Origin of the sequence: Streptomyces sp. NBC_01465 (assembly GCF_036227325.1) — a bacterium.
GTDB lineage: Bacteria > Actinomycetota > Actinomycetes > Streptomycetales > Streptomycetaceae > Streptomyces.
Genome location: NZ_CP109467.1, coordinates 3,185,122 through 3,210,532, shown reverse-complemented (window position 1 = coordinate 3,210,532; position 25,411 = coordinate 3,185,122). Strand labels below are relative to the sequence as shown.

Here is a 25,411-nt window from a genome sequence, read left to right as displayed (position 1 = left end):
GGAGTGGCGCAGGAGTATGGTCCATTTCTGTGACAGATTCCTGGGCCACTTTCGGTGCCGACCTCCATCTGGAGCTACGGGGGTCCGGGCTGCGGGCCGGGCTGACCGAGGCGCTGCGCGAGGCGGTGCGCGGCGGGCGGCTCGCGCCCGGGGTGCGGCTGCCGTCGTCGCGCTCGCTCGCCGCCGACCTGGGGATCGCCCGTAATACGGTCGCCGACGCGTACGCCGAGCTGGTCGCCGAAGGGTGGCTCACCGCGCGGCAAGGGTCGGGGACGCGGGTCGCCCAGAGGTCATCGGCGCGGGCCACAAAGCGGGCCGCGACGCAGCCGCAGGCCCGGCGGACCTCCGTGCACAGCCTCAAGCCCGGCAGCCCGGACGTGGGCTCCTTCCCGCGCGCCCAGTGGCTCAAGGCGGCGCGGCGCGCGCTGGCGGACGCACCGAACGACGCCTTCGGGTACGGCGACCCGCGCGGCCGCATCGAACTGCGGACCGTGCTCGCCGACTATCTGGCGAGGGCGCGCGGGGTGCACGCCGACCCGTCCCGGATCGTCATCTGCGCGGGCTTCGTGCACGGGCTGAGGCTGATGGGGACGGTGTTGCGGAAGAGGCGGGTGCGGGAGGTGGCGGTCGAGTCGTACGGGCTCGATCTGCACTGGGACCTGTTGTCCGACGCCGGGCTGAGGCTGCCCGCGCTGCCCTTCGACCGCCGGCTCGGTACGGACACCCGGGCGCTGGGGCGGGAGGGCGCGGTGCTGATGACGCCCGCGCACCAGTTCCCGATGGGGACCCCGCTCCATCCGGCCCGGCGCGCGGCGGCCGTCGACTGGGCGCGCTCCACGGGCGGCGTGATCCTGGAGGACGACTACGACGGGGAGTTCCGCTACGACCGGCAGCCGGTCGGGGCGCTCCAGGGGCTCGACCCGGAGCATGTCGTGTACTTCGGCACGACGAGCAAGTCCCTTGCTCCGGCGCTGCGGTTGGGGTGGATGGTGCTGCCCGAGGCGCTGGTGGGGGAGGTCACGGCGGCGAAGGGCTACTCGGAGTGGTCGACGAGCGCGCTGGACCAGCTGACGCTGGCGGAGTTCATCTCGTCGGGTGCGTACGACCGGCATGTGCGCGGGATGCGGGCGAGCTACCGCAGGCGGCGGGACGAGCTGGTGGCGGCGCTGGCCGAGCGGGCGCCCTCGGTACGGGTCACCGGGATCGCGGCGGGGCTGCACGCGGTGCTGGAACTTCCGGAGGGGACGGAGCGTTCTGTGGTGCAAGCGGCGGCCTGGCAGGGCCTCGCCCTGCAGGGCCTCTCGCGTTTCCGGCACGCGGAGGTGGGGGCGGGGCGTGATGCGCTGGTCGTGGGGTACGGGACGCCGTCGGACAGTGCGTGGGCGGGGGCGCTGGAGGCGTTGTGTCGGGTGTTGCCGTAACGACGAAGCCCGTCCGGAACTACGGAGTTGATTCCGGCGCCTCCCCGAACCGCGCCAGCGCAAGCGCCCCTGCCACCGCCACCGCGAAGCCCAGCACCGCCAGCCAGCCCAGGCCCTCCCTCGTACGGTCGCCCAGCCAGACGACCCCCACCAGCGCCGGGCCGATCGTCTCGCCGATGACCATGCCCGCCGTGGCCGTCGTCACGGAGCCCCGCTGCAGCGCCGACGTCAGCAGCAGGAAGGCCGAACCGCCGCCGATGAGCAGGGCGTAGAGCGCCGGGTTCGTGAAGTCGGTGACCGAGTCGATGAGCCGTACGGCGACCTCGACCACGCCGAACCCCACACCCGCGCCGAGCCCGAGCACCAGCGCACGCGATCGCCCCGGCAGACGCCCCGCGACCGTGCCCAGGAGAAGGATCGCGACCGCGACGCCCAACATCGACCAGCGCAGGGCCGTCGAGCCCGCCGTGTGCCCCTCCTCGCCCGACGAAAGTCCGAGCATGGCCAGACCCGATACGACCACACCCACCGCGGCCCACTCGGTGCGGTCGAGGCGGACGTCGAGCACGCGGGCCGCGACCACCGCCGTCACCGCCAGGCTGGCGGCCAGGGCGGCGCCGACCGCGTAGATGGGCAGCGAGCGCAGGGCCACGATCTGCAGGACGAAACCGACCGCGTCGAGCCCGAGTCCGAGGATGTAGCGCCACTGGCGCAGCGCCCGCAGCAGCAGCGCCGCGTCCACTCCCGAGCCGGTGCCGGGCTCGGCCGCCCGCGCGGCGGCGGCCTGGAACACGGAGGCCGTACCGAAGCAGACCGATGAGGCGAGAGCACAGATCATCCCAAGGAGCACAGAACGGGACTCTAGTTGGGCCGACGGAATCGGCCGCGGGACGGGGCCTACGCTGGGGGCCGCAATCAGGTTCCGTACGGACAGACGGGGGAAGCAGCGCATGCGCAGGATGAGGTCGGGTGCCGTGGTGCTCGGTGGGGTCGGGATACTCGCGGCGACGCTCACCGCCTGTGGGTCGGACGAGCCGGACCGGCGCTGCGTGGACAAGGTGACGCAGGAGAAGCTGCCGGACTACGAGTGCAAGGACAGCACCGGTCACGGCCACTACTACTACGGCGGCAGCGTCAAGAACGGCAAGGTCTCCGGCGGCAGCTACGACAAGGCGTCGGTCTCCCGCGGCGGCTTCGGCGGCGGCCACGGCTCCAGCGGCGGCTGACGGTGCAGCGCCACACCATCGACCCGCGCCCCGGCTGGCAGCAGACCGTCGAGGAGCAGGGCCTCATCTACCCACTCACCCGCTACCCGGACGATTCGCTGCGCCCGTACTGGGACGAGAGCGCGTACTACGAGTTCTCGCTGCCCGAGGTCGAGGCGCTCGAGGACGTCGTGGAGGAACTGCACGCCATGTGCCTGGCCGCGGCCGCGCACATCGTCGAGCAGAACCGGTTCGCCGACCTGGGGATCACCGACCCGCATCTGGTGCACCTCATTGCCGAGTCCTGGCGCCGCAGGGCCGAACAGCCCTCCCTCTACGGCCGGTTCGACCTGCGCTACGACGGCACGGGCCCGGCCAAGATGCTGGAGTACAACGCAGACACCCCGACCTCACTGGTGGAGGCGGCGAGCCCGCAGTGGTTCTGGATGGAGGAGCGCTTCCCCGGCGCCGACCAGTGGAACTCCCTCCACGAGCGGCTGATCGCCGCCTGGAAGAAGCAGGCGCACCTGCTGCCGCCGGGCCCGCTGCACTTCGCGCACTCGGACGCCGACGAGCTCGGCGAGGACCTGATGACCGTCGCGTACCTCCGCGAAACCGCCGAACAGGCCGGTCTGGACACCGAGATGCTGTCCGTGGAGCGCATCGGCTGGGACGGTCTGACGGGCCGCTTCGTCGACGAGAAGCTCCGCTTCATCCGCAGCTGTTTCAAGCTCTACCCGTGGGAGTGGCTGGCCACCGACGCCTTCGGCCCGCACGTGCTCGCGACCCTCGATAACGGCGGCTCCACCGGCTCCACCTGCTGGATCGAACCGATCTGGAAGATGCTCCTCTCCAACAAGGCGCTGCTCGCGATCCTCTGGGAGCTCTACCCGGGCCACCCGAACCTCCTCGCCGCCTACCTGGACGGCCCGCGCGAACTCGCCACCACCCAGGGGTACGTGGCGAAACCGCTGCTCGGCCGCGAGGGCGCCGGCGTGACCCTCCACGAGCCGGGCGGCGCCGCGCCCGTCCTGCGCACCGACGAACCGTGCTGCTACCAGGAGCTGGCCCCGCTGCCGGACTTCGACGGCAACCGTACGGTGCTGGGTGCCTGGGTCGTCGAGGACGAGGCGGCGGGGCTCGGCATCCGCGAATCGGCGGGGCCGGTCACGGACGAGTACGCCCGCTTCCTGCCCCACGTGATCCTCTAGGTCTCGGGCGTCTCAGTCGGCGAGCACGTCGCGCAGCTGGTCGAGACCCCAGTCCAGGTCCTCCTTGCTGATGACCAGCGGGGGTGCGATGCGGATGGTCGAGCCGTGGGTGTCCTTCACCAGGACCCCGCGGTCCATCAGCCGCTCGGAGATCTGCCGTCCGGTGCCCCGGCTCGGCGTGATGTCGATCCCGGCCCACAGGCCGCGCCCGCGGACCGCCTCGACCGCTCCGCCGCCGACCAGCAGGCCCAGTTCGTGGTGGAGGTGGTCGCCCAACTCCGTTGCGCGCTGCTGGTATTCACCGGAGCGGAGCATTGCGATGACCTCCAGCGCCACCGCGCAGGCGAGCGGGTTTCCGCCGAAGGTGGAGCCGTGTTCGCCGGGCCGGAAGACGCCGAGGACCTCGGCCGAGGAGACGACGGCCGACACCGGGACGACGCCGCCGCCCAGGGCCTTCCCCAGGACGTACATGTCGGGCACGACGTCCTCGTGCTCGCAGGCGAAGGTCTTCCCGGTCCGGCCGAGCCCCGACTGGATCTCGTCGGCGATGAACAGCACATTCCGCACCCGCGTCAGTTCCCGGACGAACGACAGATAGCCGGGCGGCGGCACCAGCACCCCCGCCTCGCCCTGGATCGGCTCCAGCAGCACGGCGACGGTGTTCTCGTCGACGGCCGCGTCCAGTGCGTCGACGTCCCCGTACGGGACGACCTGGAAGCCCGGGGTGTACGGACCGAAGTCCGCCCGCGCCTCCGGGTCCGTCGAGAAGCTGACGATCGTGGTCGTACGGCCGTGGAAGTTGTCGGCGGCGACCACGATCTTCGCCTGTCCGTCCGGCACGCCCTTGATCTTGTACCCCCACTTCCGGGCGGTCTTCACGGCCGTCTCGACCGCCTCCGCCCCGGTGTTCATCGGCAGCACCATCTCCATCCCGCAGAGCTCGGCGAGCTGCGTACAGAAGTCGGCGAACCGGTCGTGGTGGAACGCCCGGGAGGTCAGCGTCACTCTCTCCAGCTGCGCCTTGGCGGCGTCGATCAGACGGCGGTTGCCGTGGCCGAAGTTGAGCGCCGAGTATCCGGCGAGCATGTCGAGGTAGCGACGCCCCTCGACGTCGGTCATCCAGGCGCCGTCCGCCGAGGCGACGACGACGGGCAGCGGATGGTAGTTGTGCGCACTGTGGGTTTCCGCGGTGGCGATGGCGGCTGCGGTGTTCGACACGGGGTCTCCGTTTCGTACGGCTTCAAACGGCCTGCGGGCAGGGATGGCGCCCCCTGTCTATCGTCGCTCGCATGCCGCACGAGTGAACCCGCCCGTCCGACGCGCCCGCTAGTCTGTACGGCACGTGCGGCGACTGGCGAGCGGGGAATCGACCCCGAGGGAGCCGCACGCGGCCCGACGCACGAGGTGCCGCCCGCCTGGGCACCCCGGGAACGTGATCCTGACACCGACCCGGAGGACGCCATGAGCCTTCCCCTTTCGCACCCCTCTCTCTCCGCCACGGACCCCGAACTGGCCGCCCTCGTCGGCGCCGAGGAACAGCTCCAGTCCGAGACGCTGCGCCTGATCCCCAGCGAGAACTACGTCTCGCAGGCCGTCCTGGAGGCCTCCGGCACGGTCCTGCAGAACAAGTACAGCGAGGGCTACCCCGGCCGCCGCTACTACGAGGGCCAGCAGGTCATCGACCAGGTCGAGACTCTGGCCGTCGCCCGCGCCAAGGCCCTGTTCGGCGTCGAGCACGCCAACGTCCAGCCCTACTCGGGCTCCCCGGCCAACCTCGCCGTCTACCTCGCCTTCGCCGAGCCCGGCGACACCGTGATGGGCATGGCCCTCCCGATGGGCGGCCACCTCACCCACGGCTGGGGCGTCTCCGCCACCGGCAAGTGGTTCCGCGGTGTCCAGTACGGCGTCCGCGCCGACACGGGCCTCATCGACTTCGACGAGGTACGCGAACTCGCCCTCAAGGAACGCCCCAAGGTCATCTTCTGCGGCGGCACCGCCCTCCCTCGCACCATCGACTTCGCCGCGTTCGCGGAGATCGCCCGCGAGTCCGGCGCCGTGCTGGCCGCGGACGTCGCCCATATCGCCGGCCTGATCGCAGGCGGCGCCCACCCCTCTCCCGTCCCGCACGCGGACGTGATCTCCACGACCACCCACAAGACCCTGCGCGGCCCGCGCGGCGCGATGCTCTTCTCCCGCGAGGAACACGCCAAGGCCATCGACAAGGCGGTCTTCCCCGGCCTCCAGGGCGGCCCGCACAACCAGACCACCGCCGCCATCGCCGTCGCCCTGCACGAGGCGTCCCAGCCCTCCTTCCGCGACTACTCCCACGCCGTGGTCGCCAACGCCCGCGCCCTGGCCGACGAGTTGCTCGTACGCGGCTTCGACCTGGTCTCCGGCGGCACCGACAACCACCTGGTCCTGATCGACCTCACCCCCAAGGACGTCCCCGGCAAGGTGGCGGCGAAGGCCCTCGACCGGGCCGGGATCGTCGTCAACTACAACACCGTCCCCTACGACCAGCGGAAGCCCTTCGACCCCTCCGGCATCCGCATCGGCACCCCCTCCCTCACCTCCCGCGGTCTCACCACCGCGCACATGGCCGCCGTCGCCGACTGGATCGACCGCGGTGTCACCGCCGCCCGCACCGGTGACGAGGACCAGCTGGCCAAGATCCGTGCGGAGGTGGCGGACCTGATGGCCGCCTTCCCGGCCCCGGGCCTGCCGATCGACTGAGCGCCCGGCAGCTAGGCATCCAGGTCGATCAACTGGTGCTGCGGTTCCTCCGGTTGAGCCAGCTGCCGTCGTACGAGCACGGACGCGCCGTATCCGGCAGCGAGCCCGGGTATCAGCCACCACCAGCCGTCCGTCCCGCCCCGGTCAGGGTGGGCGGGCGGCCGGTCCGGGCCCAGCAGATGGTGCTTGGCCAGCAGGTCGAGCACCCCGGCCGGGACCTGGTGCCAGCGGATGTCGTCGTCGTCGACGTCCACCGAGAGGTCCGAGCGCACCCAGACCGTCGTGTCCGCGGGGTCGTCGGCCGCCATCACCTGGTCCTGTCCCTCGAACGCGGCGTCCCCGCCCGGCGGCCGCTCGGTCTGCGGCCAGCCGCCGACCCCGGACAGACCCCACACCACGGTCGCCCGCACCGTGGGCGAGAAGCCCTCCGGAAGGCGCTCCGTACGGGCGTACCGCGGCTGCATCATCCTCGACAGTGCGGCGAAATCGGGGTCCCTGGTCGTCAGCGTCAGCGGCCGGCCGCCGCCCTCGGGGACGACCAGGGCCAGATCCGGCGCTCGCTGGGCCGCCGTCGCCGCCCCCGGCGCGAACACCACAACTGCCGCACACACCAAGGCGGTCAGCGTCGCCGCCCTCATACGTCCCTCAGCTCCTGCCGGGTCCCGCCCCGAGGCCGCGCCAGCAGCCGTACGACGAAGGGGCGCAGCCCCAGCGCCAGCCCCGCCCCGACCGCCAGGCCCGGTATCGCCCACCACCAGTCCGTGGTGTCCCCGGAGCCCTTGTCGGGAGTGGAGACGGACACGGTGGCGGTCCTTGTAGTGGGTGACGTCGGATCGTCGGCCGGAGGCACCGGTCCTGATCCCTTGTCGGAGACCGGGCCCATCATCCCCAGTTTCTTCAACAGCGCCTTCAGCCGGGCCGGTTGGTCCGCCCTGTGCCAGGCGCCGGTCGTGAACCCCGGCGCGCTCTCCGAGGTGTGGATCCAGACGGTCTTGCTCTCCACCGGGGCGTACACCCGGTCCAGCCGCCAGGGGGTCACATCGTGGACCATCCACGTCACATTGATCTGGCGTGCCTCCATCGTCGCGTCCAGATTCGGCTCCTTCGGCTCCGTCGCCCCGCCGGGGTCCGGTGCATTGAGCAGATCCGTCAGCGTCCCGTACTCCTCGTCCGAGTAGTACAGGGAAGCCGTCATCGCGCTCGACGGCGCGACGAGCAGCACGCTCGTCGGTCCACCGGCCGTCGCGGCCGGCGCAAAGGCCCAGCTCAGTGCCAACACCGTTGACAGTGCGGCAAGTCGTCGTAGCAGTCGCATGCGTCCCCCAGCCGACTCCGGTACGGCCCGTCCGTACCGCGTCACTTCTGGTACACCGCTCGAACCCCGCAGGTTCCCCTTTCAGCGCACCGAGTTGGCGATGTCCACGGCGCGCGACGAGGAGCCGGACCCCTCCAGGCGCAGCGTCATCGAACTGCCCCGCGTCCACAGCAGCGTCGGACCCGCGAGGCGGGCGGCCGGGAGCCAGTTCCCCTGTGCGTCGGTCAGTCGCAGCCGCAGGACATGCGTCTTGGCGAACCACAGCCCGGTGGAGCCGTCCGCCAGCAGCGGCCACTCGGGCATCTGCTGGACCTCCTTGACGAACCCCATGTCCAGTTGCGACGGGAACTCGTCCAGCCGCACCGTCCGCCCGTCCGCCCCGCGCCAGCAGAGGCTGATCACGGACCGTCCCGCCGGGGCCGACGCCACCGACAGCACGTCCGGAGCGCCCAGCTCCGCCGGTATCAGCGGCCGGAACCCGGCCCGCCGCGCCGCCTCGGCCGCACTCACCGCGGACCCGCACCACGGCGGCACGGCAGCGGGACCGGGGACCGGAGCAGGGGACGCGGTGTGCGTCGGCGCGGGGGAGTACCGCACCTCGACCCCGCCGAAGTCGAAGTCGAACCAGTCGACCACCGCGGCCCGCACCGGGGGCGTGAGCACCAGCACCACCAGCAGTCCGGAGAGCGCCGCGGCCAGCACCCTCCACCGCCGCCGCGCCCACCTCCGCACCCGCGCGGCCCGGCCCAGCGCCTCGGGCTCCGGCTCCGCCTCCAGGACCGGCACAGGCACCGCCTCCGCGATGATCCGCGCCAGCACCCGCTCGGCCACCGAATCCCCGTCCACGTCCGGCACGGGCAGCCCCCGCCCCAGCGCCCGCAGCTCCTCCCCGAGCCCTTCCCGCATCTCTTTCTCACTCATGCTCCTCACCCCCTTCCCTCGCGTCCGGGGACGGCATCAGCCGCCCCAGCTTCTTCAGCCCCCGGTTCAGCCGCGATTTCACCGTCCCCCGAGGCCAGCCCAGCGCCTCGGCCGTCTCCGCCTCGTCCATGTCCAGCAGATAGCGGTACGTGACGACCAGCCGCTGCTCCTCGCTCAGCTGCCCCAGCGCGGCCCGCAGCAGCACCCTGCGCTCCGCATCCAGCGCCGCCACCGCCGGGTCCGCCGCGTCCGGTATCAGCGGCTCCGCCTCCAGCAGCGCCGCCTCGCGCCCCGTCGCCGACCGCAGCCGGACCGCCGAGCGCACTGTGTTCCTCGTCTCATTCACCACGATCCGCAGCAGCCACGGCCGGAAGGCCGCCCCCTCCCGGAAGCTCCCCAGCGACTGGTACGCCTTGAAGAAGGCCGACTGCACCACGTCCTCGGCGTCCGACCCCGCCCCGAAGGCCACCGCCGCCCGTATCGCCATCCCCGTATGGGCGCGCACCAGCTCCGCGTACGCCTCAGCCTCCCCGGCCCGTACGCGTGCGATCACTGCGGCCTCGTCGACAGCGCCGATCAGGCCCCCCTCCCGGGTCCCCTCCCGCGTCCTCACACCTTTCATACACCGGCCGACGGGGATCGGTTCCACACCTGAGAGAATGATGTGCATGGCCTCTGATCGTCCCCGCGTGCTCTCCGGAATCCAGCCCACCGCAGGCTCGTTCCACCTCGGCAACTACCTCGGCGCCGTGCGCCAGTGGGTGGCCCTGCAGGACTCGCACGACGCCTTCTACATGGTCGTCGACCTGCATGCGATCACCGTTCCGCAGGACCCGGCCGAGCTGCGCGCCAATACGCGCCTCGCCGCCGCCCAGCTCCTGGCCGCCGGCCTCGACCCCGAGCGCTGCACGCTCTTCGTCCAGAGCCACGTTCCCGAGCACGCCCAGCTCGCCTGGGTCATGAACTGCCTCACCGGCTTCGGCGAGGCCTCGCGCATGACCCAGTTCAAGGACAAGTCGGCCAAGCAGGGCGCGGGCAACGCCTCCGTGGGCCTCTTCACGTACCCGATCCTCCAGGTCGCCGACATCCTCCTCTACCAGGCCGACCAGGTCCCGGTCGGCGAGGACCAGCGCCAGCACGTCGAGCTGACCCGTGACATCGGGACGCGCTTCAACAGCCGGTTCGGCGAGACCTTCAGGCTCCCGGCGCCGTACATCCTCAAGGAGACGGCGAAGATCTACGACCTGCAGGACCCGACGGCCAAGATGAGCAAGTCGACGGCCAACCCCAAGGGCCTGATCAACCTCCTCGACGAGCCGAAGGTCTCCGCGAAGAAGGTCAAGAGCGCGGTCACCGACACCGACACCGTGATCGCCTTCGACCAGGCGAACAAGCCCGGCGTCTCCAACCTCCTCACCATCCTCTCCACCCTCACGGACACCTCCGTCGAGGATCTCGTGACCGGATACGAGGGGAAGATGTACGGTGCATTGAAGGGCGACGTGGCCGAGGCCGTGACCGACTTCGCCACCCCCTTCCGCACCCGCACCCAGGAATATCTGGACGACCCCGAGACGCTGGACTCAATCCTGGCGAAGGGTGCCGAGAAGGCCCGTGCGGTGGCCGCGGAGACCCTCGCGCAGGCGTACGAGCGAGTGGGTTTCCTGCCCGCCAAGCACTGACCGAACCAACAGGACCAATGCCCTGACCAAGGACTCTGGCCACAGGGCCCGCCTGCGCGCCACACTGCACCCAGAGGGCATGCACCCGACAGCACCAGAGCCCGTCCATCGACAGCGGAGGAGAACGACGTGGGGACCGTAACGCTCGGCGTTTCGATCGCGGTCCCGGAGCCGTACGGCAGCCTGCTCCAGGAGCGCCGCGCCGGCTTCGGCGACCCTGCCGCGCACGGCATCCCCACGCACGTCACGCTCCTCCCGCCCACCGAGGTGGACGCCGCCGCACTCCCCGCGATCGAACTGCACCTCGCGGGGGTCGCGGCGGCGGGCCGCTCCTTCCCGATGCGGCTGTACGGGACCGGGACCTTCCGCCCCCTGTCCCCGGTCGTCTTCGTCCAGGTCGTCGAGGGCGGCTCGGCCTGTTCCTGGCTCCAGCAGCAGGTCAGGGACGTCTCGGGCCCGCTGACCCGCGAGCTCCACTTCCCGTACCACCCGCATGTGACGGTCGCGCACGGCATCGCGGAGGAGGCGATGGACCGGGCGTACGCGGCCCTCGCCGACTTCGAGGCGGCCTGGACCTGCGGTTCCTTCGCCCTGTACGAACAGGGCGCGGACGGCGTCTGGCGCAAGCTGCGCGAGTTCGTCTTCGGCGGAGGCGGCGGCGTGGTCCCCCCGCGGAGCGCCGCGCACGGGGTCCCCGCGATCTCCTAGCCGCTAAGACTGCGCCCGCTTGGCCGCCTGTATCTGCTCGTACACATGGGTCCGCAGCTCCGCGAAGCGCGGCGCGACCCGCGTGTGCAGCTGGTCCCGCTCCTCCGGCAGATCGATCTTCAGCTGCTCCTGTACGACGGTCGGCGACGCGGACAGCACCAGCACCCGCTCGCCGAGATACACGGCCTCGTCGATGTCATGGGTGACGAACAGAATCGTCATCCCGCGCTCCCGCCACAGCCGCCGCACCAGGTCCTCCAGATCGGCACGCGTCTGGGCGTCGACCGCCGCGAACGGCTCGTCCATCAGCAGCACCTCCGGTTCGTACGCGAGCGCCCGCGCGATGGCGACGCGCTGCTGCATCCCGCCGGACAGCTGCCACGGATAGGCCCCCGAGGCATCGCTCAGCCCCACCGACTCCAGCGCGTCCGCGACGAGCTCGCGCCGCCGCGCCTTCCCCAACGCCTTCTGTTTCAAAGGCAGTTCGACGTTCTCGCCCACCCGCATCCAGGGAAAGAGACTGCGCCCGTACTCCTGGAAGACAAAAGCCATCCCCGGCGGCGGCCCGTCGACCCGCCGCCCGTCGAGCCGCACCTCACCCCCCGTCGGCGCGAGCAGCCCGCCCACGCACTTCAGCAGCGTGGTCTTGCCGCAGCCCGACGGGCCGACCAGGCAGACGAGTTCGCCGGCGTCCACGGTGAACGTGAGGTCCCGCAGCGCCTCGACGCGCCGCCCGGACCCCTCGTAGACCTTCCGCAGACCCGATACGTCAAGAAGCGCGTGCATGGACCGCCCTTTCAGGAGCCGAGGATCACGGAGACCGCCGGGCGGCCGCGCGCAGCCCGTGGTACCAGCCGAGCACCCGCCGCTCGACCGCCTGGAACAGAACCGAGAGCAGAAAACCGAGCAGCCCGAGCAGCAGGATCCCGGTCCACATGTCGGGGATCGCGAACCCGCGCTGGAACTGCACGATGGCGAACCCGAGCCCGTTGCTCGCCGCGAACATCTCGCTGATGACCATCAGGATGATCCCGATCGACAGCGCCTGCCGCAGCCCCGCGAAGATCTGCGGACCGGCCGCGGGCAGCACGAGTCTGCGCAGCCGGGCGACGCCGGTGATGCCGTACGAGCGTGCCGTCTCGGACATCACGGAGTCCAACGCCCGTACGCCTTCAACGGTGTTGAGCAGTACGGGCCACACGCACCCGCTCGCGATCACGACGACCTTCATGGTGTCGCCGATGCCCGCGAAGAGCATGATGACGGGGATCAGGACGGGCGGCGGCAGCGCGCGCAGAAACTCGAGGACCGGCTCGCAGACGGCCCGCACGCGCCGGTACGAACCGATGACCGTGCCCAGTGCAACGCCGACGACGGCCGCCGTCGCGTACCCGCCGAGCAGCCGCAGCACACTCGGCACCACATCGGCGCGCAGCCGCTCACCGGTCCACACATCGGGAAACGTCTTCAGAATGGTCCGCAGGGAGGGCCAGTACACATTCGTGCTCCCCTCCGACGCGACCCACCACACTACGAAGAGCACCGCGGGCAGCCCGAGTACGAAAGCGACCCGCACCAGCGCCCGCCTCACACCGCCACCTCCCCGCGCACCGACTGGTGCCAGACCAGGGCCCGCCGCTCCACGGTCCGCGCCCCCACGTTGATCAGCAGCCCGAGCAGCCCGGTGACGACGACCAGCGCGTACATGTCCGGTACGGCCTGCGAGGTCTGGGCCACGGCGATCCGTGCCCCCAACCCCGGTGCGCCGATGACCAGTTCAGCGGTGACGGCGAGAATTAGCGCGACGGCGGCGGCCAGCCGCACGCCCGTCATGACGTACGGAAGCGCCGTCGGCCAGAGCACATGGCGGACCCGCGCCCACGTCCCGAGCCCGTACGAGCGCGCGGTCTCCTCCGCGACGGGGTCCACGTCCTGCACCCCGTAGAGCACCTGGACCAGGACCTGCCAGAAGGAGGCGTAGACGACGAGCAGCAGGACGGAGCGCAGCTCGGTGCCGTACAGCAGAACGGCCAGCGGGATCAGGGCGACAGAGGGAATCGGCCGCAGGAATTCGACGGTCGACGCGGTGGCCCGCCGCAGATACGGAACGACCGACACGACCACCCCCGCCACGATGCCCGCGCCGACCGCGATCGCCAGCCCGATGGCCCACCCGGTGAGCGTGTCGCCGAGCGCGCTCCAGAAGGCGCGGTCGCCGAGCTCGGCCCCAAGTGCCTTGGCTATTCGGCTGGTTGGCGGGAAGTAGTCCTCGGAAACAAGACCGAGCCGCGGGACCGCCTCACCCAGGGCGAGGAATCCCGCGAGCCCGGCGGCGCCGAGTGCCGCATTCGTCAGGCGAGGGCTCACGGCAGCAGCTTGTCGAGATCGGGCGTCTTCTTGAAGAGCCCGTCCTGTTCGCCCAGCTTCTCCAGGACCTCGATCGCGGGGCGGTTCGCCTCGGCGGGCCAGTGCGGGAGCGTCAGCTCGGAGAGCAGATTCGCCGGGATCTTGGTGTACGTGGTGAGGACCTTGCGGACCTCGTCGGGGTGGGTGTTGGCGTAGGCGAGCGACTCGGCCACCGCCTTCTGGAAGGCCTTCGCCACGGCCGGGTTGGCCTGTGCGTACTGCGTCGAGGTGAAGTACATCGCGATGGTGAGACCCTCGGCGACGTCGACGAACGGCCAGGCGATCTCGGTCCCGCCCTGGCTCTTGATGGTGGTGAGCGCGGGCTCCACGGCCATGGCGGCGTCGATCTGCCCCTTGGCGAGCGCGGCGGGCATCTGGTCGAAGGCGAGTTCGACGAACTTCACCTTGGAGGAGTCGCCGCCGGCCTTGCGCACGGCCTCGCGGACCGCGGTGTCGTTGATGTTCTTGAGGGTGTTGACGGCGACGGTCTTGCCCGCGAGATCCTTGGCGGACTTGATCGCGCTGCCCTTCTTGACCGTCAACCCGCCGAAGTCGGCGCCGGGTTCGCCGGTGGACGCGACCCCGTTGGCCACGGCCTTCACGGGAACGCCGTTGGTCTGGGCGACCATCAGTGAGGTGACGTTGGAGAACCCGAACTGGAACTGACCGCTCACCACACCCGGCACGATCGCGGCGCCGCCCTGCGCCGGGGTGAGGGACAGCTTGAGTCCGTTCCGCTTGAAGAAGCCCTTCTCCTCGCCCAGATAGAGGGGGGCGACGTCGAGGATGGGGATGATTCCGACCTTGACCGTGGTGGGATTCGCGGACGTCGGGCTCTTGCCCGACGACCCGGACCCACCGGACGAGCCACAGGCCGACGCGGCGACCAGTAAGGCTCCGACCGCGAGACCGGCGAACAGACGACGCATGGCTCCTCCTGTGCAGACGGCAGTGTTGCGACAGGTTGTGCGCTTCAAGTGCGTGCGTTGCTGCGTGCGTTGGCGCTCAGCGGACGGTAGAGCGTGCCGTCCGGCGCGGTCAATGCCTTTGGCTGACAATATTGTTGACACTTGCCGCGCCGGCGGCCGATGGACTCAGACCGGAAGCTTGCGGAACAGCGGCCGCGGTACGTGCCGCAGCGCCGACATCACCACCCGCAGCGTCCCCGGCACCCACACCGTCTCCGAGCGCCGCCGCAGCCCCGCCTCGATCGCCTCCGCGACCGCCTCCGGCGTCGTGGCCAGCGGGGCCTCCTCCATCCCTGCCGTCATCTTCGACCGTACGAAGCCGGGGCGGACGACCATCACGTGCACCCCCGTCCCGTGCATCGCATCACCCAGGCCCTGCGCGAACGCGTCGAGGCCCGCCTTGCTGGAGCCGTAGATGAAGTTGGCGCGCCGGGCCCGCTCGCCCGCCACCGACGACAGCACGACCAGCGAGCCGTGTCCCTGGCCCTGCAGTGCCTTCGCGCAGATCAGGCCCGCCGAGACCGCGCCCGTGTAGTTGGTCTGCGCGACCCGGACCGCCGACAGCGGCTCGCTCTCGTCCCTGGACTGGTCGCCGAGGATCCCGAAGGCCAGCAGCACCATGTCGATGTCGCCCTCGGCGAAGACCTTCCCCAGGGCCTCCTCGTGTGACGCGGAGTCGAGCGCGTCGAAGGCGACCGTGCGCACGTCCGCGCCCAGCGAGCGCAGCTGCACCGCCGCCTCGTCGAGCGCGGGGGAAGGGCGGCCGGCCAGCCAGACCGTACGGGTCCTGCGGGCGACGAGGCGGCGGGCGGTGGCCAGGGCGATCTCGGACGTACCGCCGAGGACGAGCAGGGACTGGGGGGTGCCGAAGGCGTCCTTCATGGCGTGGCTCCTAAAGAGAGAGGCGGCGCGAGAGGTCTGAGGTGAAGACGGAGGTGGGGTCCAACTCGGCCCGCAGGGAACGGAAATGGGCCAGCTTCGGGTACATCGCGGCCAGCGACTGCGGGCGCAGCCGCGAGTCCTTCGCCAGGTAGACGCGGCCGCCCGCCGACGCGACCTCCTCGTCCAGTTCGTCGAGGAAGGCGCCGAGTCCGGAGAGGTTCGCGGGGATGTCCAGGGCCAGCGTCCAGCCGGGCATGGGGAAGGAGAGCCAGCCCGGGTCGCCCTCGCCGAAGCGCTTGAGCACGGCGAGGAAGGACGGGCAGCCGCGGCGGGAGATCCGCTGGACGATGCGGCGCAGGGTCTCCTCCTGCCCGTAGCCGACCACGAACTGGTACTGGACGAAGCCGCTGCGGCCGTAGATCCGGTTCCAGTGCGGGACGCCGTCCAGGGGGTGGAAGAAGGTGGAGATCTTCTGCAGCTCGCCGGTGCGTGACCGGGGCGCCTTGCGGTACCAGAGCTCGTTGAAGAGGGAGACCGAGGTGCGGCCGAGGAGGCCCTCGGGGAAGAAGGAGGGGGCGGAGGGGAGCTGTCCCGGGCGGAAGGCGAGCGGGGTGCGACGGGCCCGTACGGGCAGCGCGTCCAGCGGGGCGTGGTCGCCTCGCGTCAGGACCGAGCGGCCCATCGCGGCGCCCTTGGCGAGGAGGTCGATCCACGCGACCGAGTAGCGGTACTGGTCGTCGGTGGCCGTCAGGCGGGACATCAAGTCGTCCAGATCCGTGGCCCGTTCGGTGTCCACCGACATCAACGACGTCTCCACACCGTGGAGTTGGATGGTTGCCGACAGGATGACCCCGGTCAGTCCCATCCCGCCCGCCGTCGCGTCGAAGAGGTCGGAGCCGGGGAGCGCGGTGTGCACCGTACCGTCCGCGATCAGTACGTCCATCGACAGCACATGGCGCGAGAACGAGCCCGACACATGGTGGTTCTTGCCGTGGATGTCCGCGCCGATCGCCCCGCCCACCGTCACGTATCGGGTCCCCGGCGTCACCGGCACGAACCAGCCCAGCGGCAGCAGCACCTCCATCAGCCGGTGCAGGCTCACCCCCGCGTCGCACACCACGATCCCGGCGTCCGCGTCGATGCTGCGGATCCGGTCGAGGCCCGTCATGTCGAGCACTGCACCGCCCGCGTTCTGGGCGGCGTCCCCGTAGGCGCGCCCGAGGCCGCGTGCGATGCCGCCGCGCTCCCCGCACTCACGGACCGCGGTCGCCGCTTCTTCGTACGTACGCGGGCGGACCAGCAGCGAAGTCGTCGGGGCGGTGCGGCCCCAACCGGTCACGGACGCCACGGATGTGGTGGTTTCGGCAGGCATACACGTGACCGTATCGCTACCGCACGCACCGAAACGGGTGATTAAGGGAGTGTCACCCGAGATGGCCGTGATAATCGGGCTTTGTCCTAGAAGAGTCACTCCGGCGTGCGGCCAACTGGCCGGACGCCCTGTACGGAGAAGGGGTGACAGCAGTGCGAACCCTCGGCATTGACAGCACCATCGACGCCGACCACAGACTCCTGGCGGCGATGCGCGACTGTGGCGGCGATCCGCGCATCGCGTCCGCCGCCCGCGCGCTCTCCTGGAGCGGCGAGCACGGCGCGCTGTGGCTGGCCGTCGGAGTGACCGGTGCGGCGCTCGACCGCGAGCGGCGCGGGGCCTGGATCCGGGGCACCGTGCTCATCGGGGCCGCGCATCTCGCGAGCATGGGGATCAAGCGGCTCGTACGGCGCCCCCGCCCCCAACTCCCCGCCCAGCAGCCCCTGGTGAAGACCGCGGGCCGGCACTCCTTCCCGTCCTCGCACGCCACCTCCGCCGCCGCTGCCGCGGTCGCCTTCGGTGCGCTGCGCCCCGCAGGCCGCCATGTCGTGCCGCCGCTCGCCGCGATGATGTGCGTCTCCCGGCTGGTCGTCGGCGTCCACTACCCCTCGGACGTGGCCGCCGGGGCGCTGCTCGGCGGGCTGACCGCAGGCGTCGGCGCCCAGTGGATGAAGGGCGCGGTCCGTGTCTGAGCAAGGTGCCGCACTCCTCGAAACACCCCAACTCCCGCCCCCTGGGCCGCAGTTCCGTCCCAGCGCGCTCGGTCTGCCGCTCGGGCTGCTGAAGACCGCCCGCCCCCGCCAGTGGATCAAGAACATCCTGGTCGTGGCCGCGCCCGCAGCGGCCGGCGAACTGATGACCAGAGGGACGGTTCTCCAACTCGCCCTCGTCTTCGTCCTGTTCACGGCCGCCGCCTCCGCCGTCTACCTCATCAACGACGCCCGCGACGCCGACGCCGACCGCGCCCACCCCACCAAGTGCCGCCGCCCGGTCGCCGCGGGCCAGGTCCCCGTCCCCGTCGCGTACGCCGCCGGAGCCGTCCTCGCCGTCCTCACCACCGCGGCCGCCGTCGCCTGGTGCAACGAGCTCACCGCAGCGCTCCTCTCCGGCTACGTCGCCATGCAACTCGCCTACTGCGTCTGGCTCAAGCACGTCCTGGTCGTCGACCTCACCGTCGTCACCACCGGCTTCCTGATGCGCGCGATGATTGGCGGAGTCGCCCTCGGCATCCCGCTCTCCCGCTGGTTCCTGATCACCGCGGGCTTCGGCGCGCTCTTCATGGTCTCCGCCAAGCGCTACTCCGAAGCCGTCCAGATGGAGGGCAAGGGCGGGGCGACCCGGGCCCTGCTCGACCAGTACACGACCGGATACCTGCGCTTCGTCTGGCAGTTGGCGGCGGGCGTCGCCGTCCTCGCGTACTGCCTCTGGGCGATGGAGAGCGGCGGCGTCTCCAACGGCAGCCTGCTGCCCTGGCGCCAGCTCTCCATGGCCGCCTTCATCCTCGCCATCCTCCGCTACGCGGTCTTCGCCGACCGCGGCACCGCCGGAGCCCCCGAGGACGTCGTCCTGCACGACCGCGCGCTCGCTGTCATCGGCCTCGTCTGGATCGCCCTGTACGCGCTCGCGGTGGCCGACCTGTGAGCATCAGCGGCAAGGAGGTGGCGGGCTTCGCACTGGCCGGGATCTGTGCGTACGCCGCCGATCTCGGTCTCTTCGTCTGGCTGCGGGCCTCCCTCGGCTGGGACCCGCTGGCCGCCAAGTCGGTCTCGTTCCTTGCGGGTTGCACGGTCGCCTACCTCGGCAACGCCTTCGGTACGTACCGGGGGCGCAAGGTGGGGCTGCGCGAGTACGCCGTCTTCTTCGGCGTGAACATCGCCGGCGCGCTCCTCCAGCTCCTCTGCCTCGCCGTCTCGCACTACGGCCTCGGTCTCACATCCCCGCGCGCCGACACCCTCTCCGGCGCGGTCATCGGCATGGCGCTCGCCACCTGCCTGCGGTTCTGGGGCACGCGCACTCTCGTATTCCCAGCTGCGGAGGGTACCCGGACCTCATGGACTGGCTGAAAAACCTCCCCGTCGTCGGGCCGTTGATGACCCGGCTGATGGCCACGCACGCCTGGCGGAGTTACGAGACCCTCGACCGGGTCCACTGGTCGAGGCTGGCCGCGGCCATCACTTTCATCTCGTTCCTGGCGCTCTTCCCGCTGATCACGGTTGCCGCGGCAATCGGTGCGGCACTCCTCTCGGACGAGCGTCTGCATTCCATGGAGAACAAGCTCGCCGAACAAGTCCCGGGAATTTCAGATCAGTTGGATCTTGGAGCCCTGGTCGACAATGCGGGCACCATCGGACTTGTCGCGGGAGCCCTGCTGCTCTTCACAGGAATCGGCTGGGTCGGCTCGATAAGGGAATGCCTGCGCGCCGTATGGGAGCTGGAGGACGAGGAAGGCAATCCCTTCCTGCGCAAACTGAAGGACGGCGGAGTGCTGCTCGGCCTCGGCGGCGCGGTCCTCGCCTCCTTCGCCGCCTCCGCGATCGGCTCCACCGCCATCGGCTGGACCGCCGACGCGACAGGGATCGACCGGCAGGGCTGGGGCAGCGTCGTCCTGCAGATCGCCGCCCTCGCGGTCGCGGCCTGCGCCGACTTCCTGGTCCTGCTGTACGTACTGACCCTGCTGCCCGGGGTGAACCCGCCGCGCCGCCGTCTGCTGACCGCCGCGGTGATCGGCGCGGTCGGCTTCGAGCTGCTGAAACTCCTGCTCAGCAGCTATATGAAGGGCGTCGCCGCCAAGTCCATGTACGGCGCGTTCGGGGTCCCCATCGCGCTGCTGCTGTGGATCAACTTCAGCGTGAAACTGATGCTGTTCTGCGCCGCCTGGACGGCGACGCAGAGCAAGCAGGACCCACGGGAAGAGACACGGGAGGAAATCAGCGACGCGGGAGACGACGTACCAGATCAGGCAGCGGCCACTTCCGGTTGACCAGGAACACCCCGGCCGCCAGCACGATCAGCAGCCCGCCCGTGATGGCGAGCGCGATGCCGATGCCGCTGGAGCTGTCGTCGCCCGTGACGGCTGCCGTCGTCGCGGGCCCCTTCTTGCCCTTGCCGTCCTGCGGTGCCGGCGTGGAACTGGGGCCCGTCTGCGCCGACTTCGGTGCGACGAGCTCACCGACGGGGGTGACCTTGCCCGTCGAGGCGAAGCCCCAGTCGAGGAGCCGGGCGGCCTCCTTGTAGACGGCGTGGGACTCGTGCGAGCTCGGGTTCATGACGGTCACCAGGAGGACGTGGCCGTTGCGCTCGGCGACGCCCGTGAAGGTCGCACCGGCGTGCGTGGTGTTGCCGTTCTTCACACCTGCGATGCCCGGGTACTGGGTGACGCCGTCGGCCCCCGTCAGCAGACGGTTGGTGTTCTGGATGCCGAAGGTCTCGCGCTTCTTGCCCTTCTTCTGGACGCCCGGGAACTGGGCGTCCGCCGTCGCCGCGTACTCCCGGAAGTCCTTCTTCTGCATGCCGTTGCGGGCGAAGAGCGTGAGGTCGTACGCGCTCGAGACCTGACCGGGGGCGTCGTAGCCGTCCGGCGACATGACGTGCGTGTCCAGGGCCTGCAGCTCATCGGCGTGCTGCTGCATGTCGGTGACCGTCTTGGCGACGCCGCCGTTCATCGCGGACAGCACGTGCACCGCGTCGTTGCCGGAGCGGAGGAAGACCCCGAGCCACAGATCGTGCACCGAGTAGGTCAGCTTCTCCTTGATGCCGACGAGGCTGGAGCCGTCGCCCATGCCGGCCAGGTCGGAGTCGGCGACCTTGTGCGTCTGGGTCTTCGGGAACTTCGGCAGGACCGTGTCCGCGAAGAGCATCTTCAACGTCGACGCGGGGGCGAGACGCCAGTGCGCGTTGTGCGAGGCGAGGATGTCGCCGGTCTCGGCGTCCGCGACGATCCACGACCGCCCGGAGAGGTCCTTCGGCAGGACGGGCGCACCGGCGCCCAGCTTCACCTGCGTACCCGGCAGACCGAGTGCGGCACCGCCGATGCGGGACATGTTTGCTGGTGGCTTCGGGTCGTCCGCCGCTGGGGCCGCGGCGGCGGGCGCGGCGGAGAGGGCGGGCAGCAACGCGGCGGCGAGGACCGTCAGAGCGGTTTTTTTCACGGCGGACACGGACGAGAACGTACAGGGCGCCGCGCCGTCGGCCCACACCACGGGGGCGAACCGCCGGAGGGGGCCCACCGCCGGACGACCCCGGCGCGGCCGCCCGGAGTACGGGGGCAATACTGGACGTATGAAGCTCAGTCGCCCCGTCTCCTGGTTCCTGCTCGCCTTCGGGGTGTGGTCCTGGTTCATCTGGATCACTTTCGTGAAGAACTTGGTGAAGGACGGCAGCGGGCTCGCCTTCGACGACGCGGGGGACCCGACCGCGTACTTCTGGGTCCATCTGCTGCTCGCCATTACGTCCTTTCTTCTGGGGACGGCGGTGGGCGTGATCGGGTTCCGCGGAGTGCGCGCTCTGCGCACCGAACAGGCCTCGTCGGAGACCGTCAGCTAACGACTTGGCGTCACCGGTCAAAAGCCTCTTCCGGTGGTGAAACCCGTGTGATTGGGTGAGCGCCAATATGCGGGTGGGGTTTTTGAGGAGAGCGCGGGAATGCGGTCGATCCGTCTTCGGATTCTGGTGGTTTGCGTTGTACTGGCGATAGCCGGTGTGGGTGCCTGGCAACTGCTGCCCGACAGTGGCGTGAAAAAGACGCCGATCAGGCTCGGAACGACGGACGTCGTCTCCTCCCTCGACCCGGCCGTCGCGTACGACGCGGGTTCCTGGGCGCTCTACAGCGGCTTGTACCAGTCGCTGATGACTTTCAACCGGGGCTCGTCGGTGCCGGTGCCCGACGCGGCGAAGACCTGCGGTTTCACCGACACCGGGCTGCGCACGTTCACCTGCGAGATGCGTGACGACCTGCACTTCTCGAACGGGCACGAGCTCACGGCCGAGGACGTCAAGTTCTCGCTGGACCGGGTCCTGGACATCAAGAACGGCAGCGGCCCCTCGCCTCTGCTCACGACCATCAAGACGATCGACGTGTCCGGGGACAAGGTGATCATCCACCTGAAGACCCGTGACGCGACCTTCGCCTCGAAGATCGCCACCGGAGCGGGTGCGATCGTCGACCACACCGAGTACCCCGCGAAGAAGGCCCGCACGGGCGACACGGTCGTCGGCTCGGGTCCGTACGTCCTCAAGGAGTACAAGAAGGGCGTCACCGCCAAGCTGGAGCCCAACCCGCAGTACAAGGGCGCGATCGCCAAGACCGGTGTGCCGATCGAGATCCACTACTTCAAGCAGCCCGACCAGCTGAACGCGGCCTGGAAGAGCGGCCGGCTCGACGCCACGCACCGCGAGCTGCCGCCCGAGGTCCTCTCCCAGCTCTCGCCCGGCGCCACCGAGGAGCACGTCAACGAGGTCGCGGGCAACGAGATCCGCAACCTCGTCTTCAACGTGCACCCGTCCGCGCCGATGGCCAAGGTCGGGCTGCGGCGTGCCGCGGCCAATCTGATCGACCGGCCGCGACTGGCCGCCGACGTCTACGAGGGCACGGTCGAGCCGCTCTATTCGACGATCCCGCAGGGCGTCACCGGACACAGCACGGCGTTCTTCGACGCCTACCCGAAGGTCGACGTGGCCAAGGCCAAGTCCCTCGCGGCCGACGCCGGCGCCACCACGCCGGTCTCGATCACCCTCGGCTACTCCAGGACGAGCGTGACCGACAAGGAAGCCGCCGTACTGAAGAAGCAGCTGGAGAACGGCGGCGTCTTCAAGGTGACGCTCGCCGGGGCGTCGGACTGGACGAAGTTTCAGGACAACTACACCAAGGGCAAGTACGACGCGTACGCCCTCGGCTGGATCGCGGACTTCCCGGACGCGGACAACTACGCCCAGCCGCTCGTCGGCACGGACAACAGCTACTCCAACGGCTTCAGCGACTCCAGGATCAACGGGCTGATCAGCCAGACGCAGCAGTTCAGCGACCGCGGCCGCACCACCCAGCTCTTCCGCCAGATCCAGGACCAGGTCGCCGACGAGGTGCCGCTGATCCCGCTCTGGCAGCGTACGGACTACGTCGTGACCAGCAAGGACATCTCCGGCGGCCAGTACCTCTCGGACGGCACCGGCGTGTGGCGCATCTGGGAGCTGGGCTGGCTGTAGCAGCCCGTCCGTTACGCATTGACAGCAGCCGGCGCCCGGACCGGCAGGCTCACGGTCACCGCGAGCCCTGCCCCGGGCGCCGTCTCCACGTCCACGCCGCCCCCGTGCGCGTCGGTGACCGCCAGCACGATTGCCATGCCGAGACCGCTGCCCGCGCCGCCGCCCGCCCGGAAGAAGCGGTCGAAGATGCGGTCCGCGTCGCCGGGGCCCATTCCGGGGCCCTGGTCGGCGACCCGTAGCCGTACGACGCCGTCCGCGCGCTCCAGCTCGACGCGTACCGCCGCCTGCGGGGGTGTGTGGGCGCGGATGTTGGCCAGGAGGTTGCCGACCAGTTGGCGCAGGCCCGACTCGTCGGCGTGCACGAACATCGACCCGTCCGCCGCCACCTCCACGGGGCGCTCCGGCTGCTGGGCCCGCAGGTCCTCGGCGGCGTCCCGTACCAGCAGGCTCAAGTCGACCTGGCGCAGGCGGAGTTCGGGGCGCTGGTCGAGGCGTGCCAGGGTGAGGAGTTCGTCGACGAGGCGGCCCATCCGGTCGGCCTCGGCGTTCATGCGCTGGAGCGCGCGGGTGCGGTCGGCGGGCTCGCGGAGCATCCCCTTGTCGTACAGCTGCAGATAGCCGCGGATCGCCGAGAGCGGGGTGCGCAGCTCGTGCGAGGCGTCCGCGACGAAGCGGCGCAGCTGGGCGGCGGAGCGCTCCCGGGTGCCGTACGCCTTCTCGACCTGCTGGAGCATGGTGTTGAGCGCGACCCGCAGCTGGTCGACCTCGGTGACCATGCCGGCGCGGGGCGGTACGCGGCGGGTCAGATCGCCGTCCGCGATGGCGGACGCGGTCTCGACCATGTCCTCCAGGGGGCGCAGGCGCTGTCGTGCGCCCCACATGGTGAAGAAGGCGAGCATCACCAACAGGCCGGTCCCGACGGCGAGATCGAGCTTGAGCGCCTTCTTGATGCTGTCGTGGACGGCCTTGGTGGAGGTCGCCAGGATCACGACGGTGCCGTCCTTGAGGCGCACTCCCGTCATCCGGTACGGGTCGCCGTCCAGGCTGATGTCGTGGATCGAGTCGGATGCGGCGACGGCCGCCGGGTCGTGCACCGCGCGGGCGAGGCTCTGCTGGCGGGCGGTGGGGGTGACGGTGCCGACGGAGAGGGCGCGGCCGTCCTTGTCCAGGGGTACGAAGAGGGATTCGGGGCGCGGCAGGATGCCGGCCTTGCTGTTGGCGCCGGTGAACTGGTCGCGTACGACGGCGAGCGCGGTCAGATTCTCGATCTGCTGCAGGGAGAGGTTCATGCTCCGCAGGCTGTTGCGGGAGTTGCGCAGATTCGTGTCGGAGGCGTCGATGAGGTAGTGGCGCATCCCCATGAGGCTGATGGCGGTCGCGGTGACGATGCCGATCGCGAGGAGCAGGACCGTGGCGAGGGTCAACTTGCCGCGCAGGGAGTGCAGATGGCGCCTTCGGGGCGCGCCTGGGCTCATGGAGGTGGCCCGGATCACCGCGACGGCCCGCTTGTCCGGCCGGGGGTCCGGGGGTTGTCCCCCGGGAAATCGCAGTATGCCAGTCCGTATCCGACGCCGCGCCGGGTGGTGATGAGGGGCGGCCCGAGCGGGTCGAGTTTGCGGCGCAGATAGCTGATGTAGGTCTCGACGACGGTCGACTCCGCGGCGTGTTCGTAGCGCCAGACGTGGCGCAGGAGCTGGTCCTTGGTGACGACCGTGCCCGCGTTGCGCACGAGGAAGCGCAGCAGCGCGTACTCGGTGGGAGTGAGCTCCACCGCCCCGCCCGCCCTGCGCACCGTGTACGTCGACTCGTCGAGCTCCAGGTCGCCGTGGCGCAGGGGCGGGCGCGCGGGCAGGACGTCCGCCGGTTTCGTACGGCGCAGGACGGCCCTCACGCGGGCGACCACCTCGTCGATGTTGAACGGCTTGGTGATGTAGTCGTCGCCGAGCGCGAGGCCGCCGACGATGTCTGCGGGGGCGTCGCGGGCGGTGAGGAAGACGATCGCCGTCTCCGGGTGCAGCTCCCTCAACTCCCGGCCGAGGAGCCGCCCGTCGCCGTCCGGGAGCATGACGTCGAGGAGCGCCGCGTCGGGGCGCAGCTCGCGCAGCAGGGCGGCCGCTTCGTGGACGGAGCCCGCGGTGACCACCTCGAAGCGGTGGTAGCGCAAGGCGATGGTGAGGACGTCCGCGATGCTCGGCTCGTCCTCCACGATCAGCACGGTCGCCGGGGCGGTCGCCGGGGATTGGCTCATGTCCCCAGTATCCGCCGGGTCGTTGTACTGAACAGCGGTCGCTGTCTTGGAGTTCCTTGAGAGTCATGGCCGCCGACCGTGCTGGGGCGCATCCGGACCCGATGCTGGGTGGACGGCCCGGGGGAGACCGACAAAGGAGCA

At 70.5% G+C, this 25,411-nt stretch carries 27 protein-coding genes and 1 riboswitch; of the genes, 12 read left to right on the top strand and 15 right to left on the bottom strand.

All coding sequences use genetic code 11. The features are described from left to right. Positions 1 to 29: 29 nt before the first annotated feature. Positions 30 to 1,421, top strand: coding sequence for a MocR-like pyridoxine biosynthesis transcription factor PdxR (gene pdxR / locus OG707_RS14990; RefSeq protein WP_329118352.1), 1,392 nt, complete (start codon positions 30 to 32; stop codon positions 1,419 to 1,421). Between the two features lie 19 nt (positions 1,422 to 1,440). On the opposite strand, the gene OG707_RS14985 is transcribed toward pdxR, so the two are convergent. After that, positions 1,441 to 2,259, bottom strand: a complete 819-nt coding sequence (locus OG707_RS14985) for a hypothetical protein (protein WP_329118350.1) — start codon at positions 2,257 to 2,259, stop codon at positions 1,441 to 1,443. A 112-nt stretch (positions 2,260 to 2,371) separates the two neighbouring features. Here OG707_RS14985 and OG707_RS14980 point away from each other — a divergent pair, with 112 nt between their 5' ends. Together OG707_RS14980 and OG707_RS14975 are read left to right on the top strand one after the other, a co-directional pair. Further along, positions 2,372 to 2,647, top strand: a complete 276-nt coding sequence (locus tag OG707_RS14980; protein ID WP_329118348.1) for a hypothetical protein — start codon at positions 2,372 to 2,374, stop codon at positions 2,645 to 2,647. A 2-nt stretch (positions 2,648 to 2,649) separates the two neighbouring features. Beyond that, positions 2,650 to 3,837: a glutathionylspermidine synthase family protein gene (locus tag OG707_RS14975; RefSeq protein ID WP_329118346.1), complete on the top strand. Its 1,188-nt coding sequence runs from the start codon at positions 2,650 to 2,652 to the stop codon at positions 3,835 to 3,837. Between the two features lie 12 nt (positions 3,838 to 3,849). On the opposite strand, the gene rocD is transcribed toward OG707_RS14975, so the two are convergent. Then, positions 3,850 to 5,055, bottom strand: coding sequence for an ornithine--oxo-acid transaminase (rocD, locus tag OG707_RS14970; RefSeq protein WP_329118344.1), 1,206 nt, complete (start codon positions 5,053 to 5,055; stop codon positions 3,850 to 3,852). A gap of 119 nt (positions 5,056 to 5,174) precedes the next feature. Next, positions 5,175 to 5,265: riboswitch (ZMP/ZTP riboswitch) on the top strand. Positions 5,266 to 5,298: 33 nt separating this feature from the next. On the opposite strand from rocD, the gene glyA reads away from it, so the two are divergent. Next, positions 5,299 to 6,570 (top strand): serine hydroxymethyltransferase, encoded by a 1,272-nt coding sequence (gene glyA, locus OG707_RS14965; RefSeq protein ID WP_329118342.1) that lies wholly within the window; start codon positions 5,299 to 5,301, stop codon positions 6,568 to 6,570. 11 nt (positions 6,571 to 6,581) lie between these two features. Here the strand turns inward: glyA and OG707_RS14960 are convergent, their stop codons facing one another. The 4 genes from OG707_RS14960 to OG707_RS14945 all read right to left on the bottom strand — a co-directional run bounded on the left by OG707_RS14960 (position 6,582) and on the right by OG707_RS14945 (position 9,428). Then, positions 6,582 to 7,208, bottom strand: coding sequence for a hypothetical protein (locus tag OG707_RS14960; protein ID WP_329118340.1), 627 nt, complete (start codon positions 7,206 to 7,208; stop codon positions 6,582 to 6,584). Beyond that, positions 7,205 to 7,849 (bottom strand): hypothetical protein, encoded by a 645-nt coding sequence (locus OG707_RS14955; RefSeq protein WP_329118339.1) that lies wholly within the window; start codon positions 7,847 to 7,849, stop codon positions 7,205 to 7,207. The genes OG707_RS14960 and OG707_RS14955 overlap by 4 nt, the downstream gene beginning before the upstream one ends. Positions 7,850 to 7,966: 117 nt before the next feature. Further along, positions 7,967 to 8,806, bottom strand: coding sequence for a hypothetical protein (locus tag OG707_RS14950; RefSeq protein WP_329118336.1), 840 nt, complete (start codon positions 8,804 to 8,806; stop codon positions 7,967 to 7,969). Then, on the bottom strand, positions 8,799 to 9,428 hold the full coding sequence (locus tag OG707_RS14945) for an RNA polymerase sigma factor (protein WP_329118334.1): 630 nt from the start codon (positions 9,426 to 9,428) through the stop codon (positions 8,799 to 8,801). Before OG707_RS14945 ends, OG707_RS14950 begins: the two co-directional genes overlap by 8 nt. 46 nt (positions 9,429 to 9,474) lie before the next feature. Between OG707_RS14945 and trpS the strand changes: the two genes are divergently transcribed. Continuing rightward, entirely contained in the window at positions 9,475 to 10,488 is a 1,014-nt protein-coding gene (gene trpS, locus OG707_RS14940; protein ID WP_329118332.1) for a tryptophan--tRNA ligase, read from the top strand. A 129-nt stretch (positions 10,489 to 10,617) separates the two neighbouring features. Then, entirely contained in the window at positions 10,618 to 11,196 is a 579-nt protein-coding gene (locus tag OG707_RS14935) for a 2'-5' RNA ligase family protein (RefSeq protein WP_329118330.1), read from the top strand. A gap of 3 nt (positions 11,197 to 11,199) precedes the next feature. Here OG707_RS14935 and OG707_RS14930 read toward each other — a convergent pair whose 3' ends face one another. The 6 genes from OG707_RS14930 to OG707_RS14905 form a co-directional block, all read right to left on the bottom strand. Then, entirely contained in the window at positions 11,200 to 11,982 is a 783-nt protein-coding gene (locus tag OG707_RS14930) for an ABC transporter ATP-binding protein (RefSeq protein ID WP_329118328.1), read from the bottom strand. A gap of 25 nt (positions 11,983 to 12,007) precedes the next feature. Further along, positions 12,008 to 12,787, bottom strand: coding sequence for an ABC transporter permease (locus OG707_RS14925; RefSeq protein WP_329118326.1), 780 nt, complete (start codon positions 12,785 to 12,787; stop codon positions 12,008 to 12,010). Continuing rightward, positions 12,784 to 13,563 (bottom strand): ABC transporter permease, encoded by a 780-nt coding sequence (locus OG707_RS14920; protein ID WP_329118324.1) that lies wholly within the window; start codon positions 13,561 to 13,563, stop codon positions 12,784 to 12,786. The genes OG707_RS14925 and OG707_RS14920 overlap by 4 nt, the downstream gene beginning before the upstream one ends. Further along, positions 13,560 to 14,531, bottom strand: coding sequence for an ABC transporter substrate-binding protein (locus tag OG707_RS14915; protein ID WP_329118322.1), 972 nt, complete (start codon positions 14,529 to 14,531; stop codon positions 13,560 to 13,562). Before OG707_RS14915 ends, OG707_RS14920 begins: the two co-directional genes overlap by 4 nt. Before the next feature lie 165 nt (positions 14,532 to 14,696). Continuing rightward, a complete protein-coding gene (locus OG707_RS14910) occupies positions 14,697 to 15,452 on the bottom strand; it encodes a decaprenylphospho-beta-D-erythro-pentofuranosid-2-ulose 2-reductase (RefSeq protein WP_329118320.1) in 756 nt (251 codons plus the stop codon). A 10-nt stretch (positions 15,453 to 15,462) separates the two neighbouring features. Then, positions 15,463 to 16,824: an FAD-binding oxidoreductase gene (locus OG707_RS14905; protein WP_329118318.1), complete on the bottom strand. Its 1,362-nt coding sequence runs from the start codon at positions 16,822 to 16,824 to the stop codon at positions 15,463 to 15,465. Between the two features lie 209 nt (positions 16,825 to 17,033). Between OG707_RS14905 and OG707_RS14900 the strand changes: the two genes are divergently transcribed. From OG707_RS14900 to OG707_RS14885, 4 genes are read left to right on the top strand one after another with little or no spacing between them, the layout of a single operon-like run. Continuing rightward, the gene (locus OG707_RS14900; RefSeq protein WP_329127811.1) at positions 17,034 to 17,516 is read left to right on the top strand and encodes a phosphatase PAP2 family protein; all 483 of its coding nucleotides are present in this window, start codon (positions 17,034 to 17,036) and stop codon (positions 17,514 to 17,516) included. Then, positions 17,509 to 18,465, top strand: a complete 957-nt coding sequence (locus OG707_RS14895; RefSeq protein WP_443071333.1) for a decaprenyl-phosphate phosphoribosyltransferase — start codon at positions 17,509 to 17,511, stop codon at positions 18,463 to 18,465. Before OG707_RS14900 ends, OG707_RS14895 begins: the two co-directional genes overlap by 8 nt. Continuing rightward, a complete protein-coding gene (locus OG707_RS14890; protein WP_329118316.1) occupies positions 18,462 to 18,887 on the top strand; it encodes a GtrA family protein in 426 nt (141 codons plus the stop codon). Before OG707_RS14895 ends, OG707_RS14890 begins: the two co-directional genes overlap by 4 nt. Beyond that, positions 18,875 to 19,804: a YihY/virulence factor BrkB family protein gene (locus OG707_RS14885; protein WP_329118314.1), complete on the top strand. Its 930-nt coding sequence runs from the start codon at positions 18,875 to 18,877 to the stop codon at positions 19,802 to 19,804. Before OG707_RS14890 ends, OG707_RS14885 begins: the two co-directional genes overlap by 13 nt. Here the strand turns inward: OG707_RS14885 and OG707_RS14880 are convergent. Continuing rightward, positions 19,752 to 20,981 (bottom strand): D-alanyl-D-alanine carboxypeptidase family protein, encoded by a 1,230-nt coding sequence (locus OG707_RS14880; RefSeq protein ID WP_329118312.1) that lies wholly within the window; start codon positions 20,979 to 20,981, stop codon positions 19,752 to 19,754. The genes OG707_RS14885 and OG707_RS14880 overlap by 53 nt on opposite strands. Positions 20,982 to 21,102: 121 nt before the next feature. On the opposite strand from OG707_RS14880, the gene OG707_RS14875 reads away from it, so the two are divergent. Further along, positions 21,103 to 21,366 carry an SCO4848 family membrane protein gene (locus OG707_RS14875; protein WP_329118310.1) on the top strand — a complete coding sequence of 88 codons (264 nt, stop codon included), beginning with the start codon at positions 21,103 to 21,105 and terminating at the stop codon, positions 21,364 to 21,366. Between the two features lie 99 nt (positions 21,367 to 21,465). Then, the gene (locus OG707_RS14870) at positions 21,466 to 23,022 is read left to right on the top strand and encodes an ABC transporter substrate-binding protein (protein ID WP_329118308.1); all 1,557 of its coding nucleotides are present in this window, start codon (positions 21,466 to 21,468) and stop codon (positions 23,020 to 23,022) included. 11 nt (positions 23,023 to 23,033) lie between these two features. Here OG707_RS14870 and OG707_RS14865 read toward each other — a convergent pair whose 3' ends face one another. Both OG707_RS14865 and OG707_RS14860 read right to left on the bottom strand, forming a co-directional pair. Continuing rightward, positions 23,034 to 24,497: a sensor histidine kinase gene (locus OG707_RS14865; protein WP_329118306.1), complete on the bottom strand. Its 1,464-nt coding sequence runs from the start codon at positions 24,495 to 24,497 to the stop codon at positions 23,034 to 23,036. A 14-nt stretch (positions 24,498 to 24,511) separates the two neighbouring features. After that, on the bottom strand, positions 24,512 to 25,270 hold the full coding sequence (locus OG707_RS14860; RefSeq protein ID WP_329118304.1) for a response regulator transcription factor: 759 nt from the start codon (positions 25,268 to 25,270) through the stop codon (positions 24,512 to 24,514). Between the last annotated feature and the right edge of the window lie 141 nt (positions 25,271 to 25,411).

Bases quoted from the DNA above. Each gene is read 5' to 3' on its own strand.
- OG707_RS14985 (WP_329118350.1), bottom strand. From the start codon at position 2,259: ATGATCTGTGCTCTCGCCTCATCGGTCTGCTTCGGTACGGCCTCCGTG.
- OG707_RS14980 (WP_329118348.1), top strand. From the start codon at position 2,372: ATGCGCAGGATGAGGTCGGGTGCCGTGGTGCTCGGTGGGGTCGGGATA.
- glyA (WP_329118342.1), top strand. From the start codon at position 5,299: ATGAGCCTTCCCCTTTCGCACCCCTCTCTCTCCGCCACGGACCCCGAA.
- OG707_RS14960 (WP_329118340.1), bottom strand. From the start codon at position 7,208: ATGAGGGCGGCGACGCTGACCGCCTTGGTGTGTGCGGCAGTTGTGGTG.
- OG707_RS14950 (WP_329118336.1), bottom strand. From the start codon at position 8,806: ATGAGTGAGAAAGAGATGCGGGAAGGGCTCGGGGAGGAGCTGCGGGCG.
- OG707_RS14945 (WP_329118334.1), bottom strand. From the start codon at position 9,428: ATGAAAGGTGTGAGGACGCGGGAGGGGACCCGGGAGGGGGGCCTGATC.
- trpS (WP_329118332.1), top strand. From the start codon at position 9,475: ATGGCCTCTGATCGTCCCCGCGTGCTCTCCGGAATCCAGCCCACCGCA.
- OG707_RS14930 (WP_329118328.1), bottom strand. From the start codon at position 11,982: ATGCACGCGCTTCTTGACGTATCGGGTCTGCGGAAGGTCTACGAGGGG.
- OG707_RS14915 (WP_329118322.1), bottom strand. From the start codon at position 14,531: ATGCGTCGTCTGTTCGCCGGTCTCGCGGTCGGAGCCTTACTGGTCGCC.
- OG707_RS14910 (WP_329118320.1), bottom strand. From the start codon at position 15,452: ATGAAGGACGCCTTCGGCACCCCCCAGTCCCTGCTCGTCCTCGGCGGT.
- OG707_RS14905 (WP_329118318.1), bottom strand. From the start codon at position 16,824: ATGCCTGCCGAAACCACCACATCCGTGGCGTCCGTGACCGGTTGGGGC.
- OG707_RS14900 (WP_329127811.1), top strand. From the start codon at position 17,034: ATGCGCGACTGTGGCGGCGATCCGCGCATCGCGTCCGCCGCCCGCGCG.
- OG707_RS14885 (WP_329118314.1), top strand. From the start codon at position 18,875: ATGGACTGGCTGAAAAACCTCCCCGTCGTCGGGCCGTTGATGACCCGG.
- OG707_RS14875 (WP_329118310.1), top strand. From the start codon at position 21,103: ATGAAGCTCAGTCGCCCCGTCTCCTGGTTCCTGCTCGCCTTCGGGGTG.
- OG707_RS14870 (WP_329118308.1), top strand. From the start codon at position 21,466: ATGCGGTCGATCCGTCTTCGGATTCTGGTGGTTTGCGTTGTACTGGCG.
- OG707_RS14865 (WP_329118306.1), bottom strand. From the start codon at position 24,497: ATGAGCCCAGGCGCGCCCCGAAGGCGCCATCTGCACTCCCTGCGCGGC.
- OG707_RS14860 (WP_329118304.1), bottom strand. From the start codon at position 25,270: ATGAGCCAATCCCCGGCGACCGCCCCGGCGACCGTGCTGATCGTGGAG.